This window comes from Bradyrhizobium sp. USDA 3262, assembly GCF_054060035.1.
Map to the genome: position 1 here is coordinate 496,349 of NZ_JBSSCT010000001.1, position 14,304 is coordinate 510,652.

Sequence of the window (14,304 nt, forward strand, 5' to 3'; positions counted from 1 at the left end):
TTGCGAATTGGGGAATCTCGAGGTTCCCCGGTGCGCAACTGCGCACCAGGTCTGGTGCTAACGCACCATCCCAGAACGGTCTGGAGGAATGTCCCGCCCCCCTCAGAACATCAGATTGTCCTTCACCAGCACCCAGCGGCCGCCCTTGACCTGCTGCACCTGTGTGATGGTGTTGGCGAGATGGTCCGTCTTGGAGAACTTGGTCGGCGGCGAGCTGAAGATGTCGAGGAATTTGTCGCCTGACTCCAGCGAGTCCAGCATCTTCTGGCCGGTGAGATCCTTGCCCGCCTTCTGCGCGTAGAAGGCGAAGGTCATCACCGCGTTGTAGCCGATGATCGCCTGGGTATTGGCGTCGGTGTTGAACATCTTCTTGTAGTTCACCAGCCAGTCCTTCACCTTGCCCTTGGCCGTGTCCTCGTAGGGAATCTCGAAGCCCGACGCCGCATAGAGCCCTTCGACGGCTTCCTTGCCGAGCGCCGGCACTTCGAGCACGTTGGTCGGGGTGGCGCCGAGGAAGGTCACGTCCCAGCCGAGCTTCTTCGCTTCGTTCATCGCGCCGATGGTCTCGCGGATCACGGTGCCGAGCACGACGAGGTCGCAGCCGTCGGCCTTCATCTTGGCGACCTGCGCCGAGAAGTCGGAGGCGCCGCGCTTGTAGCTCGTGACCGAGGCCGGCTGCACCTTCATCGCGCCGAGCTGCTGGGTGAAGCCGTCGAGCACGTTTTTGCCGTACTCGTCATCCTGATGCATGATGCAGGGCTTCTTGAAGTTCTTCCACTCCATCATGTATTTGAGCGCGGCGCGCGTGCTCTCGACATAGGGCAGGAGGTTGTTGAACTTCAGCCGCTCCTGCGGCTTGGCGGGATCGAACTTGAAGGTGAATTCGGCAGCCGTCAGCGGGAACAGCTGCAGCACGCCGGCATCGAACAGGACGTCCTGCGCGGCGAGCACGGTCGGCGAGCCCATCGGTCCGATCATCGCGAACACCTTGTCGCGCTCGACCATCTTCTGCGAGGCCAGCACCGCCTTCTTCGGATCGTAGCCATTATCCTCCAGGATCATCTTGATCTTGCGGCCGTTGATGCCGCCGCCGGCGTTGATCTCCTCGACCGCCATCTTCATGCCGTTGGACACCGGAACGCCCCAGACCTTGATCGGGCCGGACAAGTCCTGGTGCGTTCCGATCACGATCTCGGTCGGCGAGATGCCTTCATTGGTGACCTTGGTCTGGGCTGCGGCCGGCAGACAGGTCAGCGCCAGCGCGCTCACCGCAAGGCCCAGCGCCTTCAGCGATTTCGACATTGCAGTCTCCTCCTTAACAAAGGCCCATGTTGAGCGAAGGGTCGGGCCTGCTCGCTCCCTCGCCAATTTCCTTCTCCTCGGCTATGCCACCGCCCGCTCGCCATACATCGCGTCGATCTCGGCGGCGTAGCGCTTGTTCACGAAGCTGCGCTTCAGCTTCATGGTCGGCGTCAACTCCTCGTCCTCGGGCGTGAGCTGGCGCTCGATCAGATAGAATTTCTTGACGGTCTCGACGCGCGCGAACTTCACGTTGACCGCCTCGACCTCGCGCTGGATCAGATCCTGGATTTCGCGGGCGCGGCACAGGCTCGCGTAATTGGTGAAGGGGATGTCGTGATCCTGGGCGTACTTCTCGACATTCTCCTGGTCGATCATGATCAGGCAGGTGAGATACGGCCGCTTGTCGCCGATCACGACCGCGTCCGAGACATAGGGCGAGAATTTGAGCTGGTTCTCGATCTCGGACGGCGTGATGTTCTTGCCGCCGGAGGTGATGATGATGTCCTTCATCCGATCGGTGATCTTGACATAGCCTTCATTGTCGATCGTGCCGACGTCACCGGTGTGCAGCCAGCCCTTCGCGTCGATCGTCTCGGCGGTCCTCTCCGGCTGGTTGAGATAGCCCATGAACAGGAAGTCGCCCTTGATCAGGATCTCGCCCTTCGGGCAGATCATCACCTCGCCCCAGGGCGCGGCCTTGCCAACCGAGCCGAGCTTGATGCGGTCCGCCGGCATCATGGTCGCAACGCCGCAATTCTCGGTCTGGCCGTAGACCTCGCGCATGTCGATGCCGAGCGCGAGATACCAGCGGATCAGATCCGGCGAGATCGGCGCGGCGCCGGTCAATGCGATCCGGCAGCGGTCGAGCCCGAGCATGCGGCGGATGTTGTGGAACACCAGCCAATAGGCCGCGCGGTTGGCGAGCCGCAACGACAGCGGCGGCGTCTCGCCCTGCAGCCGGCACTCGGTCATCCGGTTGCCGATCGCGAGCGCACGGGCGTACATCCAGTTCTGGAACGGGGTCGCATCTTTCAGCGCGATGGTGATGCCGGAATAGAACTTCTCCCAGATCCGGGGCACCGCGAGGAACGCAGTCGGCTGCACCTCGCGCAGATTGTCCGGCACCGTCTCCGGGCTCTCGGCGAAATTCATCACCGACCCCAGCGCGAGCGAGATGTAATAGCCGCCGACCCGCTCGGCGACATGGCAGAGCGGCAGGAACACCAGCCGCTCCTCGCTGTCGGTCGAGGGGTAGAGATCGTTGGCGTGGCGCATCTGGTGCGTCACGCTGCGATTGGAGTGCATCGCGCCCTTGGGCGGGCCCGTGGTGCCGGAGGTGTAGACCAGGATCGCGAGGTCGGAGGCGGTGCGGCTGCCGGTCATCTCGTCCCACAAGGCATCGTTGCCCTGGGCATGGTTGCGGCCGAGCGCGGTGAATTCGGCAAGCGACAGCACCATCGGATCGGAGAAGCCGGAGAGGCCCTCCATGTCGAACACGACGATCTTCTCCAGCGTCGGACAGCGCGAGCGGCAGGTCAGCACCTTGTCGAGCTGCTCCTCGTCCTCGACAAAGATCACCCGCGTGTGGGAATCATTGATGAGGTATTCGACCTGCGCCGCCGAATCGGTCGGATAGATGCCGGACGAGACGCCGCCGGCGCACAGGATGCCCATGTCGGCATAGACCCATTCCGGCACCGCGTTGGCGATGATCGAGCCAACGTCGCCGGGGCGAAAGCCGGTCGCCTGCAGGCCGAAGGCGATGTCCTTGGAAATCTGCAGCCATTCGCGCCAGCTGGTCGGTTGCCAGATGCCGAACTTCTTCTCGCGGATCGCGGGCCTGTCGCCACGCGTCTGAACCGCGAGCAAAAAGCTCCTCGCGATCGTGTCGGCAACCGTCAGCACCGCTGGTCCTGCCATGCGCGCTCCCTCCTATGCCGCCTGCCTCGCGCGCCGGGTTGTTGTGCCGGTCTTGTTTGCGAGCCAAGCCTGAAATCTAGCTCCAACCCTCTCTCAACGCAGCGTCGACTTTCGTCGACGCGAGCCTTCTTCAGCGCCAAGTCCTTCTCAACGCCACGTCTTCTTCTTTTTCCAGCGCCGCTCGCCCCGCGCGCCCGCTTCCTTGGCGCCGAGATAGAATTCCTGGATATCGGGTGAATTCATCAGCCGCTCGCAGGTATCGTTCATGACGATGCGGCCGATCTCCAGCACATAGCCGTAATGCGCCGTCTCCAGCGCGATCTTGGCATTCTGCTCGACCAGCAGGATCGACATGCCCTGCTCCTCATTGACGCGGCGGATGATGGTGAAGATCTCCTTCACCAGGATCGGCGACAGCCCGAGCGACGGCTCATCGAGCAGCAGCAGCGTCGGCCGGTTCATCAGCGCCCGCCCGATCGCCAGCATCTGCTGCTCGCCGCCCGAAAGCTGCCCGGCCGGCTGGCCGAGCCGCTCCCTCAGCCGTGGAAAATAGCCGTAGACGCGCTCGAGGTCCTGCGCCACACCGTCGCGGTCCTTGCGCAGATAGGCGCCCATCATCAGGTTTTCGCGTACCGACAGGAACGGAAACACCTCGCGCCCCTCCGGCACGTGGCTGAGGCCGAGCCGCACGATCCGGTCGGCCTCCATGCGCTGGATCGGCTTGCCGAGGAATTCGATCGAGCCCTTCTGCGGGTCGAGGATGCCGGAGATCGTCTTCAAGACCGTGGTCTTGCCAGCACCATTGGCGCCGAGCAGCGTCACGATCCGGCCGCGCGGCACCTCAAGGCTGATGCCGCGGATCGCCATGATCGGCCCGTAATAGCTTTCGATGTTGGAGAGCTTCAGGATGATGTCCGCTGTGCTCATGGCATCATCCTCATGCGCCGAGATACGCTGCGACGACGTCGGGATGGTGCTGCACCTCGGACGGCGAGCCCATCGCCAGCACGCGGCCGTAGTTCAGCGCGATGACGCGGTCGGAGACGCGGTTGACCAGCGTCATGTCGTGCTCGACCATCAGCACCGTGATGCCGAGCTCGCTCTTCATGTCGCGGATCCAGAACGACATGTCGTCGGTCTCCTCGACATTGAGTCCGGAGGACGGCTCGTCGAGCAGGATCAGCTTCGGCTCCGAGCACAGCGCCCGCGCCAGCTCGATCACCTTGCGCACGCCGTAAGGCAGTCCCGAGATCAGCTTGTCGCGGTAGGGCTCGAGATCGAGAAACTCGATCACCTGCTCGACGCGGCGGCGATGCGCCTTCTCGCCGGCGCGAACGCTCGGCAGGAACAATAGCTCCTGCCAGAGCCGGGTGGTGGAATGGCGATGGCGGCCGACCAGGAGATTGCTCAGCACGGTCGCGTTCTCGAACAGCTCGATGTTCTGGAAGGTGCGCGCGATGCCGAGCTTCGCGATGTCGTAGGCCGGCTCCTGGGTGATGTCCTGATCCTCGAAGAAGATCTTGCCGGAGGTCGGCGGGTAGATCCGCGAGATCAGGTTGAAGATCGAGCTCTTGCCGGCGCCGTTGGGCCCGATGATCGAGAGGATCTCGCCCTTCTCGACCGCGAAGCTGACCGCATCGACCGCCTTGAGGCCCCCGAAATGCAGCGACAGGTTCTCGGCGCGGAAATAGCTCATCTGTTCCGCTCCGATTTCACGTAGATCTTCTGCCGCTTGAAGGTCGCGCGCTTGTAGAGCGGGAACAGCTGGAAGAAGAGCTTGATCTTGAGCCAGCGGCCGTAGAGTCCGAGCGGCTCGAACAGCACGAACAGCACGATGATGATGCCGTAGATCGCGCCCTTCAGTCCGTTGGCGGAGGCGAAGGCTGCGACCGCGTCCTGGATGTGGCCCGCGCGCTCGGAGCCGGCGCCGAGGGTCGCAGCGACGCCGCCGATCACGCCGGGCATATCGTCCTTCAGATAGGTCAGGAACGGATCGATCATGACCAGGAAGATCGCGCCCAGCACCGCGCCGTGCAGGCTGAACGTGCCGCCGATCAGGATCACGATGATGAACTCGATCGAAAGCTGCAGGGTGAACATCTCGGGCGAGATGAAGGAGAGCTTGTGCGCGAACAGCACGCCGGCAAAACCGGTGATCGCCGCCGAGATCGCGAACGACTTCACCTTGTAGAGCGCGACATTGATGCCCATGCTGCGCGCCGCAGTCTCGCTGTCGCGGATCGCGACGAAGGCGCGCCCGGTCGGCGAGCGCAGCAGATTGAGCGTGCCGACGATGGTCAGCACCAGCACGGCAAGACAGAGGTAATAGAACGTCGGGCCATCGCGCGACACCGTGGTGCCGAGCAGCTGCATGGTCTTGACCCGCATGCCCTCATTGCCGTTGGTGACGCTTTCCCAGCGCGCCAGGATCTCCTCGACGATGAACGCAAAGGAGATCGTCGCGATCACCAGATAGATGCCCTGCAGCCGCAGCGCCGGAAATCCGACCAGCGCGCCGACCACGCCGGTCAACAGCCCCGCGGCGAGGAAATAGACCGGGAACGGCACATTGAACTGCTGCAGATAGGCCGCGGTGTAGGCGCCGATCGCCAGAAACGCGGCATGGCCGAGCGAGGCCTGTCCGGTGAAGCCGGTCAGGATCAAGAGCCCGACGCCGACGGTCGCGTAGATGCAGACGAAGACGAGCTGGCTCATCAGATAGCTCGAGAGCACGTAAGGCGCGATCAGCAGCACCGCCAGCAACAAGCCGTAGGAATAGATGTAGCCCGAATGCGGGAACAGCTTGATGTCGTCTTCGTAATCGGTCTTGAAGAGAAACCGCATGTGTTGCTCCTCAGACTTTCTTGCGGACATGAAGGCCGAACAGGCCTTCGGGCTTGAGCAGCAGCACCGCGAGCAGCACGATGTAGGGCGCGACGTCCTTCCATCCCTGCGGCAAATAGAAGCCGGCCATGCTCTCGATCACGCCGATCAGGACGCCGCCGACCACGGCGCCCGGGATCGAGCCGAAGCCGCCGAGCACCGCGGCCGGAAACGCCTTCAACCCCAGCACCAGGCCGACATTGGAATGAATGAAGGTGATCGGCGCCAGCAGCACGCCGGCGCAGGTCGCGACCGCGGCCGAGATCGCCCAGACGATCGAGACCACCCGCTTGACCGGAATGCCCATGTAATAGGCAGCCAGCATGTTCTCGGAGCTGGCGCGCATCGCCGTGCCGAGCGTGGTGCGGTTGAAGAACAGATAGAGCAGCGCGCACAGGATGATGGTCGCCGCGATCACCGACAGCTTGTCGTAGGCGAGCACCAGGCTGCCGATCCTCAGGACGCCCTGGCTGAACGGCGTCTCGATCTTGAAGTCGTCGGTGCCCCAGATCATGCCGGAGATCGAGCGCAGGAAATAGCCGAGCCCGATCGTCGCCATGATGATGGAGAACTGTGGATAGCCGAGGATCGGCCGCACCACGAGCCGCTCGGCCAGCATGCCGAACAGCGCCATGCAGATCACCGCGCCGGCGAACCCGACCCAGTAATTCAGCCCGAGCATGCCGATGAAGGTGAAGGCGAAAAAGCCGCCAAGCATCATCAAATCGCCTTGCGCGAAATTGACGACCTCGGTTGCCTTGTAGACCAGCACGAAGCCGAGCGCGATCAGGCCGTAAACGCAGCCGAGCGCGATGCCGCTGACGAGCTGCTGAACAAAGTCCAGCATCGTTCCCTCCCCGATGCCCAGCGATTCTTATCCGATCGCTCGTTGCATCCCGCCTTCACGCCCTTGTGTCTGGAGCGCTGAAAGCCGCCTATGTCCGCCCCGATTGAGCCAAAACGCCCGATCCCTGTCAACAAACCGCTGTTGTCGCTGTATCATCACATTTGCGGAGATTTGCCGCAGCACGGACTAATACGGATATCACCTGTGATTTGCCCCGTGCGATTCACTGCACCGAAACGGTTTTTGTCCAAGCTTTGCGCAACCGACGAGCGAACTTCCGGATCGCCACCACGCCATGACACCTGAACTGTCCGCACTCGCCGTGCGAGGGTTAACCAAGCGTTTTGACCGCCCGGCGGTCGACGCGCTCGATCTCACGATCCGTGTCGGCGAATTCTATGCGCTGCTGGGGCCGAACGGCGCCGGCAAGACCACGACGCTGCGCATGGTGGCGGGGCTATTGCGGCCCGATGCCGGCTCGGTGTCGATCCTCGGCATCGACGCGCTCGCCGATCCGGTCGCCGCCAAGCAGGTCATGGCCTGGGTGTCCGACGAGCCGATGATCTACGACAAGCTGACGCCGCTGGAATATCTCGAATTCGTCGCCGGCCTGTGGGGCATCGATCCGCGCACCTCGGAGGGTTCGGCGCGCGATCTCCTGATGTCGCTCGGGCTCGAGCCGCATCTCAACGAGCGCTGCGAAGGCTTCTCCAAGGGCATGCGCCAGAAGGTGGCGCTCGCCGGCGCGCTGGTGCACGATCCCCGCCTGATCATTCTCGACGAACCGCTGACCGGCCTCGACGCGCTGTCGGCGCGTCACGTCAAGGGGCTGCTGCAGGAGCGCGTCCGCGCTGGCTGCACCGTGATCATGACGACCCACATTCTCGAAGTCGCCGAGCGGATGGCCGACCGGATCGGCGTGATCGCGGCCGGCAGGCTGATCGCCGAGGGCACGCTGGCCGAGCTGCGCGAGCAGAACGGCCGCAACGACACCACCCTCGAGGACATGTTCATCGCGCTGGTCGATACCGAAGCGGCGGCCGCGTGAGCTCGGTCGCCCACCTCACCTGGTTCGCGCGCCACGAATTCCGCCTGGCGTGGCGCGAATGGCTGGCGATGATGACCGGCGGCCGGCGCCGGCGCAATCGCGCCGTGATCGGCCTCTTGATCTTCGCGACGATCCTGCATCTGCCGGCTTATGCCGTGGTCAGCCGCTATGCCGACCTGCGGTTTCCGCTCGACCCGTCGTCGCTGATCGTGCTGACCGCGACGATCTTCCTGGCCTGGGCGCTGATGCTCTCGCAGGCGATCGAGTCGGTGACGCGCGTGTTCTACGCCCGCGCCGATCTCGACTTGATCATGTCGTCGCCGGCAAAACTCACCAACATCTTCTCGATCCGGATCGCCGCGATCGCGCTGACGGTGAGCAGCATGGCGCTCTTGCTGTCGACGCCGTTCATCGACGTGCTGGTCTATCTCGGCGGCCCGCGCTGGCTCGCCGGCTTCGGCGTCGTCCTTGCGATCGGGCTGTCGGCGGCAGCCACCGCGATCGCCGTCACCGCGTTCCTGTTCCGCCTGATCGGGCCGAGCCGGACGCGGCTGGTGGCGCAGGTCGTCTCCGCCGTGATCGGTGCCGGCTTCGTCATCGCGCTGCAGGTCGTGGCTGTGCTGTCCTACGGCACGCTGTCGCGCTTTGCCTTTCTGACCTCGGAAACCGCGGCGCGAATTGCCCCCGCCCCCGACAGCCTGCTGTGGTGGCCGGCACGGGCATCGCTCGGCGAGCTCGAAATCATGATGCTGCTGCTCGCCGCGGCGCTGGTGATGCTCGGCGGCGTGATGGCGATATTCGCACACCGGTTCGCGGATACGGTCGCCAGCGTCGCCGCCAATCCGGCTGCGGTGACGCGGGGGCGCGCCCGCGCGTTCCGGGCGGGCTCGCGGCAGCAGGCGCTGCGGCGCAAGGAATTCTTGCTGCTGCGCCGCGATCCCTGGCTGCTGTCGCAGAGCCTGATGCAGATGCTCTATCTGCTGCCGCCGGCGTTGATGCTGTGGCGCAGCTTCTCCGGCACATCGACTGCGATCGTGCTGATCACGCCCGTCATCGTCATGGCCGCAGGCCAGCTCGCCGGCGGGCTCGCATGGCTGACCATCTCCGGCGAGGACGCGCCCGATCTGGTGGCGACCGCGCCGCTGCCGCCGTCACGCGTGACCCGCGCCAAGGTCGAGGTGGTCCTGTTCGCCATCGCCGTGGTCTTCGCCCCGCTGGTGGCCGCGCTGGCGTTTGCCTCGCCAGGGCAGGCCGCGGTCACGGCGATCGCGATCATCATCGCGACCGCATCCGCCGCGGCCGTCCAGCTCTGGTTCCGCGCGCAGGCCAAGCGCAGCCAATTCCGCCGGCGTCAGACCTCCTCCCGCATCGCCACTTTCGCGGAAGCCTTCTCCTCGATCGGCTGGGCCGCGACCGCGGCGCTGGCCCTGACAATCCCGACGGCCGCTCTGGTCAGCGGCATTCTGACGCTGCTGACGCTTGCCATCGCCTGGAAGATCAGCCCGCGGCGCTAGCCTTCATCACCTCCAGCACTGCGGCGGCAAACGCCTCCGGCGCTTCCTGCGGCAGATTGTGGCCGGCATGCGGAATCAGGCGATGGGCCAGGCGGCCGGTGTACTTTGCCGCGGTGCGACTGCCGTCGGTCGCGAACGTCACGCCGTCGTCCGCGCCGTCGAGCGAAATAGCGGGGACCCTGATGACAGGCAATGTGTCGAGCCGCCGCTGCAAATCCGCATATTGCGGATCCCCGTCGACAACGCCGTAGCGGTGCCGATAACTGTGGATCACGACGTCGACATAATCAGGATTGTCGAACGCGACCGCAGTCCGCTCGAAGCAGGCGTCGTCGAACGCCCAGCTCGGCGACCATTGCGACCACAGGATCTTGGCGATGCCGCGCCGGTTGGCGGCGAGCCCCGCCCGCCCCCGCTCGAGCTGGAAGTAGTACTGATACCACAGCGCCACCTCGCGATCCGGCGGCGCCGGCACCATTGCATGCGCGATGTCCTGGATCATGTAGCCGTTGGTGCAGACGAGTCCGATGCATCTTTCCGGCCACAGCGCCGCACCGATCGATGCGGCGCGGCCGCCCCAGTCATAACCGGCGACCACCGCGCGCTCGATGCCGAGCGCGTCCATCAGCGCCATCATGTCGGCGCCGACCGCCGCCTGCTCGCCCGAGCGCGGCGTTGACTTGTCGCGGAACGCCGTCGGTCCGTAGCCGCGCAGATAGGGCACGATGACCCGACAGCCCTGCGCCGCCAGCAGGGGCGCGACGTCCACATAGGAGTGGATGTCGTAGGGGAAGCCGTGCATCAGCATCACGGCCGGCCCATCGGATGGGCCCGCTTCGTAATAGGCGATGTTGAGCACACCGGCATCGACCTGCCGTAACGGCTCGAGCCGTTTGGTCGAAGGCGCGCGCTGCGATGAGACGTTATCAGTCACGCAGAACTCCCTGATCTCGGTTTGCGCGGCATCCTAGCGTGTCCCGACGCAATAATCGCCGGCTCGTATTGCAGCCCGCGCCATGGAGCGATGCACGGGCCTCATCATGACGGCGCGCCAATTGCGCGCTAGTCTTATCGTCCGCGGATGCCGCCGCAGACGGAACAGTCATGCTGAGATTGCTCGCCGCGCTCGTGTTGCTGGGAACGTTCACCAGCTACGCCTTCGCGCAGGATGCCCAGCGCAGCGAATGCCTGGCGATGGCCAATGCGCCGCCGCGCGCCGTCCCGGTGAACTACCGGCGCGTCGCAGCCAAAGCCGACGAGGTCGCGATCACCTATGCCGGCCATTCGACCTATTACATCGACACGCCGGGCGGCATCCGGATCGCGACCGACTATAACGGCGTCTATCGGACCGGGCGGCTGCCCGACGTCGCGACCATGAACCGGGCCCACGCGACCCATTACACGCTGTTTCCCGATCCCAAGATTCCCCACGTGCTGCATGGCTGGGGCGAGAACGGCCAGGCCGCGCATTACGCTGAGCGCATCGGCGACGTCTATATCCGCAACGTCACCACCGACATCCGCCGCTACTGGGGCGAAGACTCCGGCGGCGAGATGATCAAGGACGGCAATTCGATCTTCATCTTCGAGGTCGCCGGCCTCTGCATCGGCCATCTCGGCCACCTCCACGTCAAGCTCGACGACAGCCATTTCGCCGCGATCGGCCGGCTCGACATCGTGATGGTGCCGATCGACGGCACCTATACGATGTCGCTCGACGGCATCTCCGAGATCACCAGGCGATTGCGCGCCGCCGTCGTGCTGCCGATGCACCGCTTCGCCACCCCGCTCGACGAGTTCATGCGCCTGATCGGCCAGCAATTCGAGATCGATCGCCGCGGCGGCGAGCGCACCCTGCGGATCTCGCGCGACACCCTGCCGGCGACGCCGACGGTGATCATCCTCGACGGGGTGTGAGGCTCACGTCATCATTCTTCCGCCGCTTGGCTGCGCTGGTAATGCCGCCGCGATTTGGCGAGATTGCCGCAATCGCCCATCGAGCACCACCGCCGGTTCTGGGCGCGACTCTCGTCGACGAACAACCAGCCGCAGCCCCGCTCGTCCTGGCACTGCTTCACCCGCTCAGCACGGGGACCGGTCAGAAGGCTCACCGCCGACCACGCGATCGGCTTCAACAGCGCGTCGGGCGTGACCTTCCCGGCGGTCGGCAGCCACCGCAGGGTGTCGCCGACGGTTCCGAGCGCAACACCACCCGATCCAATTCCGAGAGATCGGTTGAGATCGGCCACCGCCGTCGGATCGGCCCGGCCACCCCCGATGCGGGCGACAAATATCTTGTAGAGCGCCTCGCGCAGGCCATGCGCGGCATTCAGAAACGTATCTGCCTCGCGCGGTGAGGATTTCCATCGCGCCCTGAGCTGCGCTGCGATCCGGCGGTCCGCCAGTTCGGCATCGACCAACCATTTCAGGATGGAATCCGAGGTCGCGATCCGGTCCTCAGCCAGGTCGCGGAGACGCCATGCGACGGTATTGACGAACTTGATGCTGAGCTCTTCCCGGGACGACGCCTCAGGCGAAGGAACACGCGACATGGTCCAGCAACTCCTCTGGAACGCATAACCCCTTAATGGGTTGGATTTGACAACCCATTAAGGGGTTAGAAGCTAGCTCGGGAGCCTCGCATGTCCAAGCGCCTTTTGATTGTCGGCGCGTTCGCCGCCATCTATCTGCTTTGGGGTTCCACCTACTTCGCGATCGCGCTCGGCTTGAAGTCGATCCCGCCGTTCCTGCTGATGGGCCTTCGCTCGCTCGGCGGCGGCCTGATCCTGATCGCGCTGAACGGGGCGGACGTCACGCGCGTTTCGCGGTGGAACTGGCTGACCGCCGCGCTCTGCGGCGTGTTGTTCTTCGTCGGCTGCCATGGTGTTCTCGCTTATGCCCAGCAATCGGTTCCGTCCGGCATCGCTGCGATCATGCTGGCCACGATTCCGTTCTGGGTGTTGCTCATCGATCTCCTGTATCCGCAAACCCGGCGTCCCGCGACTATGACGCTGGCCGCATTGCTGCCCGGCCTTGCTGGCGTTGCAATCGTGGGCTGGCAATCGGCCGGACAGGGCCATTTCGGCATCCTTCCCATTCTGCTGCTGCTCGCTGCGGCGTTCTCCTGGGCGGTGGGCACGGTGCTGTCGCGTCGGACCTCGGATCATGGCTCGCCAACATTGTCGTCAGGCATGCAGCTGTCGATCGGCGGCGCGGTCCTGTTTGCGATCAGTGTTGCGTCCGGTGAACTGGAAGGCTTCTCGCCGCGCGACGTTTCGGCGCCCTCGCTCGCGGCGGTGATCTATCTCGCCATCGCCGGCAGCGTCATCGGCTTCACGGCCTTTCGCTGGCTGCTCGACAATGTGTCGACTTTCATGGTCTCGACCTACATCTTCGTCAACCCGATCATCGCCGTGCTGCTCGGCACGCTGATTCTGGGCGAGCCGTTTTCCGTCACGATGTTGTTTGGAGCGCTTCTCGTCATCGCCTCGGTCATCATCGCCTGGCGCGCCGAGCAGGCATCTCCGGCGTCGGCGAGGCGAGCTCAGTCGATGACATGGTCGCGACCGGCAATGCGGTCGGGTTGACCGGCACGCGCAGACATACGCATGCCTCCTCAGGCAGAGGTCAGGCAGAGGCCCGGGTTTGACGCGCTCCGCCGCGGCTCGTTATCCTCCCCACAGCCGACATCGTATCGGCGGCCGACAAGAGCAAGAACAGGGAGTATCATCCATGGCCAGCACTCTGCCCGCCTCCGCCAGCGGGCTCTATGCCAACCCGCGCGAAGACTGGCTCGCCCAATACACTGAAGAGATCATCGATCCGGCCCGGCCGATCGTCGATCCGCATCACCATCTCTGGGATCGCGGAGGCTTGCGCTATCTGATCGAGGAGATGCGCGACGACATGGCCTCGGGCCACAACATCGTTGCGACCGTCTATGTCGACTGCCGGTCGATGTACCGCGCCGACGGGCCGGAGGCGTTCCGCCCGGTCGGCGAGGTCGAGTTCGCCAACGGCGTCGCGGCGATGGCGGCGAGCGGCGGCTATGGCAAGGCGGCGATCTGCGCCGGCATCGTCAGCCACGTTAATCTTCTGATCGGCGATCAGGCCAAGGCGGTGCTGGAGGCGCAGATTGCCGCCGGCAACGGCCGGTTCCGCGGCATCCGCCACTCCTCGGCCTGGGACGAGGATCCCAACGTCGCCCACATGTACGCGAACCGGCCGAAGGGCATTCTGCTGGACTCCACCTTTCGTAGGGGGTTCGCCTGCCTGGCGCCGCTCGGCCTCAGCTTCGATGCCTGGTTGTTCCACCCGCAGATCGGCGAACTGACCGACCTCGCCCGCGCCTTTCCCGATACCAGGATCGTGCTCGACCATTGCGGCGGCCCGGTCGGCACCGGCCGCTTCGCCGGCAAGCGCGCGGAGACATTTCCGGTCTGGAAGGCGTCGATCCAGGAGATCGCCCAATGCCCGAATGTCGTCGTCAAGCTCGGCGGGCTGGCGATGTGCCTGCTCGGCTACGACTTCCACCTCCGTCCCAAGCCGCCCTCGTCGGAGGAACTCGCCGCCGCCTGGCGGCCTTATATCGAGACCTGCATCGAGGCGTTCGGTCCGGACCGTTGCATGTTCGAGAGCAACTTCCCACCTGATAAGGGGCAATGCAGCTACCAGGTCATCTTCAACACCTTTAAACGGCTTGCATCACAATATAGCGAAGCCGAAAAGACGGCGTTGTTCTTGAAGACGGCAAAGGATGTCTATCGGCTCGATATCGGGTAAGCTTC

Annotated in this window: 13 protein-coding genes; 5 read left to right on the forward strand and 8 right to left on the reverse strand. The window is 64.5% G+C overall.

What is annotated here, in order from left to right:
- Nucleotides 1–102: 102 nt before the first annotated feature.
- From ACVWYP_RS02355 to ACVWYP_RS02380, 6 genes are all read right to left on the reverse strand, one after another.
- Entirely contained in the window at nt 103–1,302 is a 1,200-nt protein-coding gene (locus ACVWYP_RS02355; protein WP_016846826.1) for an ABC transporter substrate-binding protein, read from the reverse strand.
- Between the two features lie 81 nt (nt 1,303–1,383).
- Nucleotides 1,384–3,222, reverse strand: a complete 1,839-nt coding sequence (locus tag ACVWYP_RS02360; RefSeq protein WP_304497588.1) for an AMP-dependent synthetase/ligase — start codon at nt 3,220–3,222, stop codon at nt 1,384–1,386.
- Nucleotides 3,223–3,369: 147 nt separating this feature from the next.
- Nucleotides 3,370–4,149, reverse strand: a complete 780-nt coding sequence (locus ACVWYP_RS02365; RefSeq protein WP_304497589.1) for an ABC transporter ATP-binding protein — start codon at nt 4,147–4,149, stop codon at nt 3,370–3,372.
- Nucleotides 4,150–4,159: 10 nt separating this feature from the next.
- Entirely contained in the window at nt 4,160–4,918 is a 759-nt protein-coding gene (locus tag ACVWYP_RS02370; protein WP_028336610.1) for an ABC transporter ATP-binding protein, read from the reverse strand.
- Nucleotides 4,915–6,066, reverse strand: a complete 1,152-nt coding sequence (locus tag ACVWYP_RS02375) for a branched-chain amino acid ABC transporter permease (protein WP_304497590.1) — start codon at nt 6,064–6,066, stop codon at nt 4,915–4,917. Before ACVWYP_RS02375 ends, ACVWYP_RS02370 begins: the two co-directional genes overlap by 4 nt.
- 10 nt (nt 6,067–6,076) lie before the next feature.
- Nucleotides 6,077–6,952 (reverse strand): branched-chain amino acid ABC transporter permease, encoded by an 876-nt coding sequence (locus ACVWYP_RS02380; RefSeq protein ID WP_018269126.1) that lies wholly within the window; start codon nt 6,950–6,952, stop codon nt 6,077–6,079.
- Nucleotides 6,953–7,247: 295 nt separating this feature from the next.
- Between ACVWYP_RS02380 and ACVWYP_RS02385 the strand changes: the two genes are divergently transcribed.
- Together ACVWYP_RS02385 and ACVWYP_RS02390 are read left to right on the forward strand one after the other, a co-directional pair.
- Nucleotides 7,248–8,000, forward strand: a complete 753-nt coding sequence (locus ACVWYP_RS02385) for an ABC transporter ATP-binding protein (protein WP_304497591.1) — start codon at nt 7,248–7,250, stop codon at nt 7,998–8,000.
- Nucleotides 7,997–9,514 (forward strand): permease, encoded by a 1,518-nt coding sequence (locus ACVWYP_RS02390; protein ID WP_304497592.1) that lies wholly within the window; start codon nt 7,997–7,999, stop codon nt 9,512–9,514. Before ACVWYP_RS02385 ends, ACVWYP_RS02390 begins: the two co-directional genes overlap by 4 nt.
- Here ACVWYP_RS02390 and ACVWYP_RS02395 read toward each other — a convergent pair.
- On the reverse strand, nt 9,498–10,448 hold the full coding sequence (locus ACVWYP_RS02395; protein WP_304497593.1) for an alpha/beta fold hydrolase: 951 nt from the start codon (nt 10,446–10,448) through the stop codon (nt 9,498–9,500). The genes ACVWYP_RS02390 and ACVWYP_RS02395 overlap by 17 nt on opposite strands.
- Before the next feature lie 170 nt (nt 10,449–10,618).
- Between ACVWYP_RS02395 and ACVWYP_RS02400 the strand changes: the two genes are divergently transcribed.
- Nucleotides 10,619–11,434, forward strand: a complete 816-nt coding sequence (locus ACVWYP_RS02400) for an MBL fold metallo-hydrolase (RefSeq protein ID WP_304497594.1) — start codon at nt 10,619–10,621, stop codon at nt 11,432–11,434.
- Nucleotides 11,435–11,445: 11 nt separating this feature from the next.
- Here the strand turns inward: ACVWYP_RS02400 and ACVWYP_RS02405 are convergent, their stop codons facing one another.
- Nucleotides 11,446–12,069 carry a CGNR zinc finger domain-containing protein gene (locus tag ACVWYP_RS02405; RefSeq protein ID WP_304497595.1) on the reverse strand — a complete coding sequence of 208 codons (624 nt, stop codon included), beginning with the start codon at nt 12,067–12,069 and terminating at the stop codon, nt 11,446–11,448.
- 90 nt (nt 12,070–12,159) lie between these two features.
- Between ACVWYP_RS02405 and ACVWYP_RS02410 the strand changes: the two genes are divergently transcribed.
- Nucleotides 12,160–13,104: an EamA family transporter gene (locus tag ACVWYP_RS02410; protein ID WP_304497596.1), complete on the forward strand. Its 945-nt coding sequence runs from the start codon at nt 12,160–12,162 to the stop codon at nt 13,102–13,104.
- Nucleotides 13,105–13,249: 145 nt separating this feature from the next.
- Nucleotides 13,250–14,299 (forward strand): amidohydrolase family protein, encoded by a 1,050-nt coding sequence (locus tag ACVWYP_RS02415; protein WP_304497597.1) that lies wholly within the window; start codon nt 13,250–13,252, stop codon nt 14,297–14,299.
- Nucleotides 14,300–14,304: the final 5 nt, after the last annotated feature.

Coding starts and splice junctions, on each gene's coding strand:
- ACVWYP_RS02355 (WP_016846826.1), bottom strand. CDS start 1,302: ATGTCGAAATCGCTGAAGGCGCTGGGCCTTGCGGTGAGCGCGCTGGCG.
- ACVWYP_RS02360 (WP_304497588.1), bottom strand. CDS start 3,222: ATGGCAGGACCAGCGGTGCTGACGGTTGCCGACACGATCGCGAGGAGC.
- ACVWYP_RS02365 (WP_304497589.1), bottom strand. CDS start 4,149: ATGAGCACAGCGGACATCATCCTGAAGCTCTCCAACATCGAAAGCTAT.
- ACVWYP_RS02370 (WP_028336610.1), bottom strand. CDS start 4,918: ATGAGCTATTTCCGCGCCGAGAACCTGTCGCTGCATTTCGGGGGCCTC.
- ACVWYP_RS02375 (WP_304497590.1), bottom strand. CDS start 6,066: ATGCGGTTTCTCTTCAAGACCGATTACGAAGACGACATCAAGCTGTTC.
- ACVWYP_RS02380 (WP_018269126.1), bottom strand. CDS start 6,952: ATGCTGGACTTTGTTCAGCAGCTCGTCAGCGGCATCGCGCTCGGCTGC.
- ACVWYP_RS02385 (WP_304497591.1), top strand. CDS start 7,248: ATGACACCTGAACTGTCCGCACTCGCCGTGCGAGGGTTAACCAAGCGT.
- ACVWYP_RS02400 (WP_304497594.1), top strand. CDS start 10,619: ATGCTGAGATTGCTCGCCGCGCTCGTGTTGCTGGGAACGTTCACCAGC.
- ACVWYP_RS02405 (WP_304497595.1), bottom strand. CDS start 12,069: ATGTCGCGTGTTCCTTCGCCTGAGGCGTCGTCCCGGGAAGAGCTCAGC.
- ACVWYP_RS02410 (WP_304497596.1), top strand. CDS start 12,160: ATGTCCAAGCGCCTTTTGATTGTCGGCGCGTTCGCCGCCATCTATCTG.
- ACVWYP_RS02415 (WP_304497597.1), top strand. CDS start 13,250: ATGGCCAGCACTCTGCCCGCCTCCGCCAGCGGGCTCTATGCCAACCCG.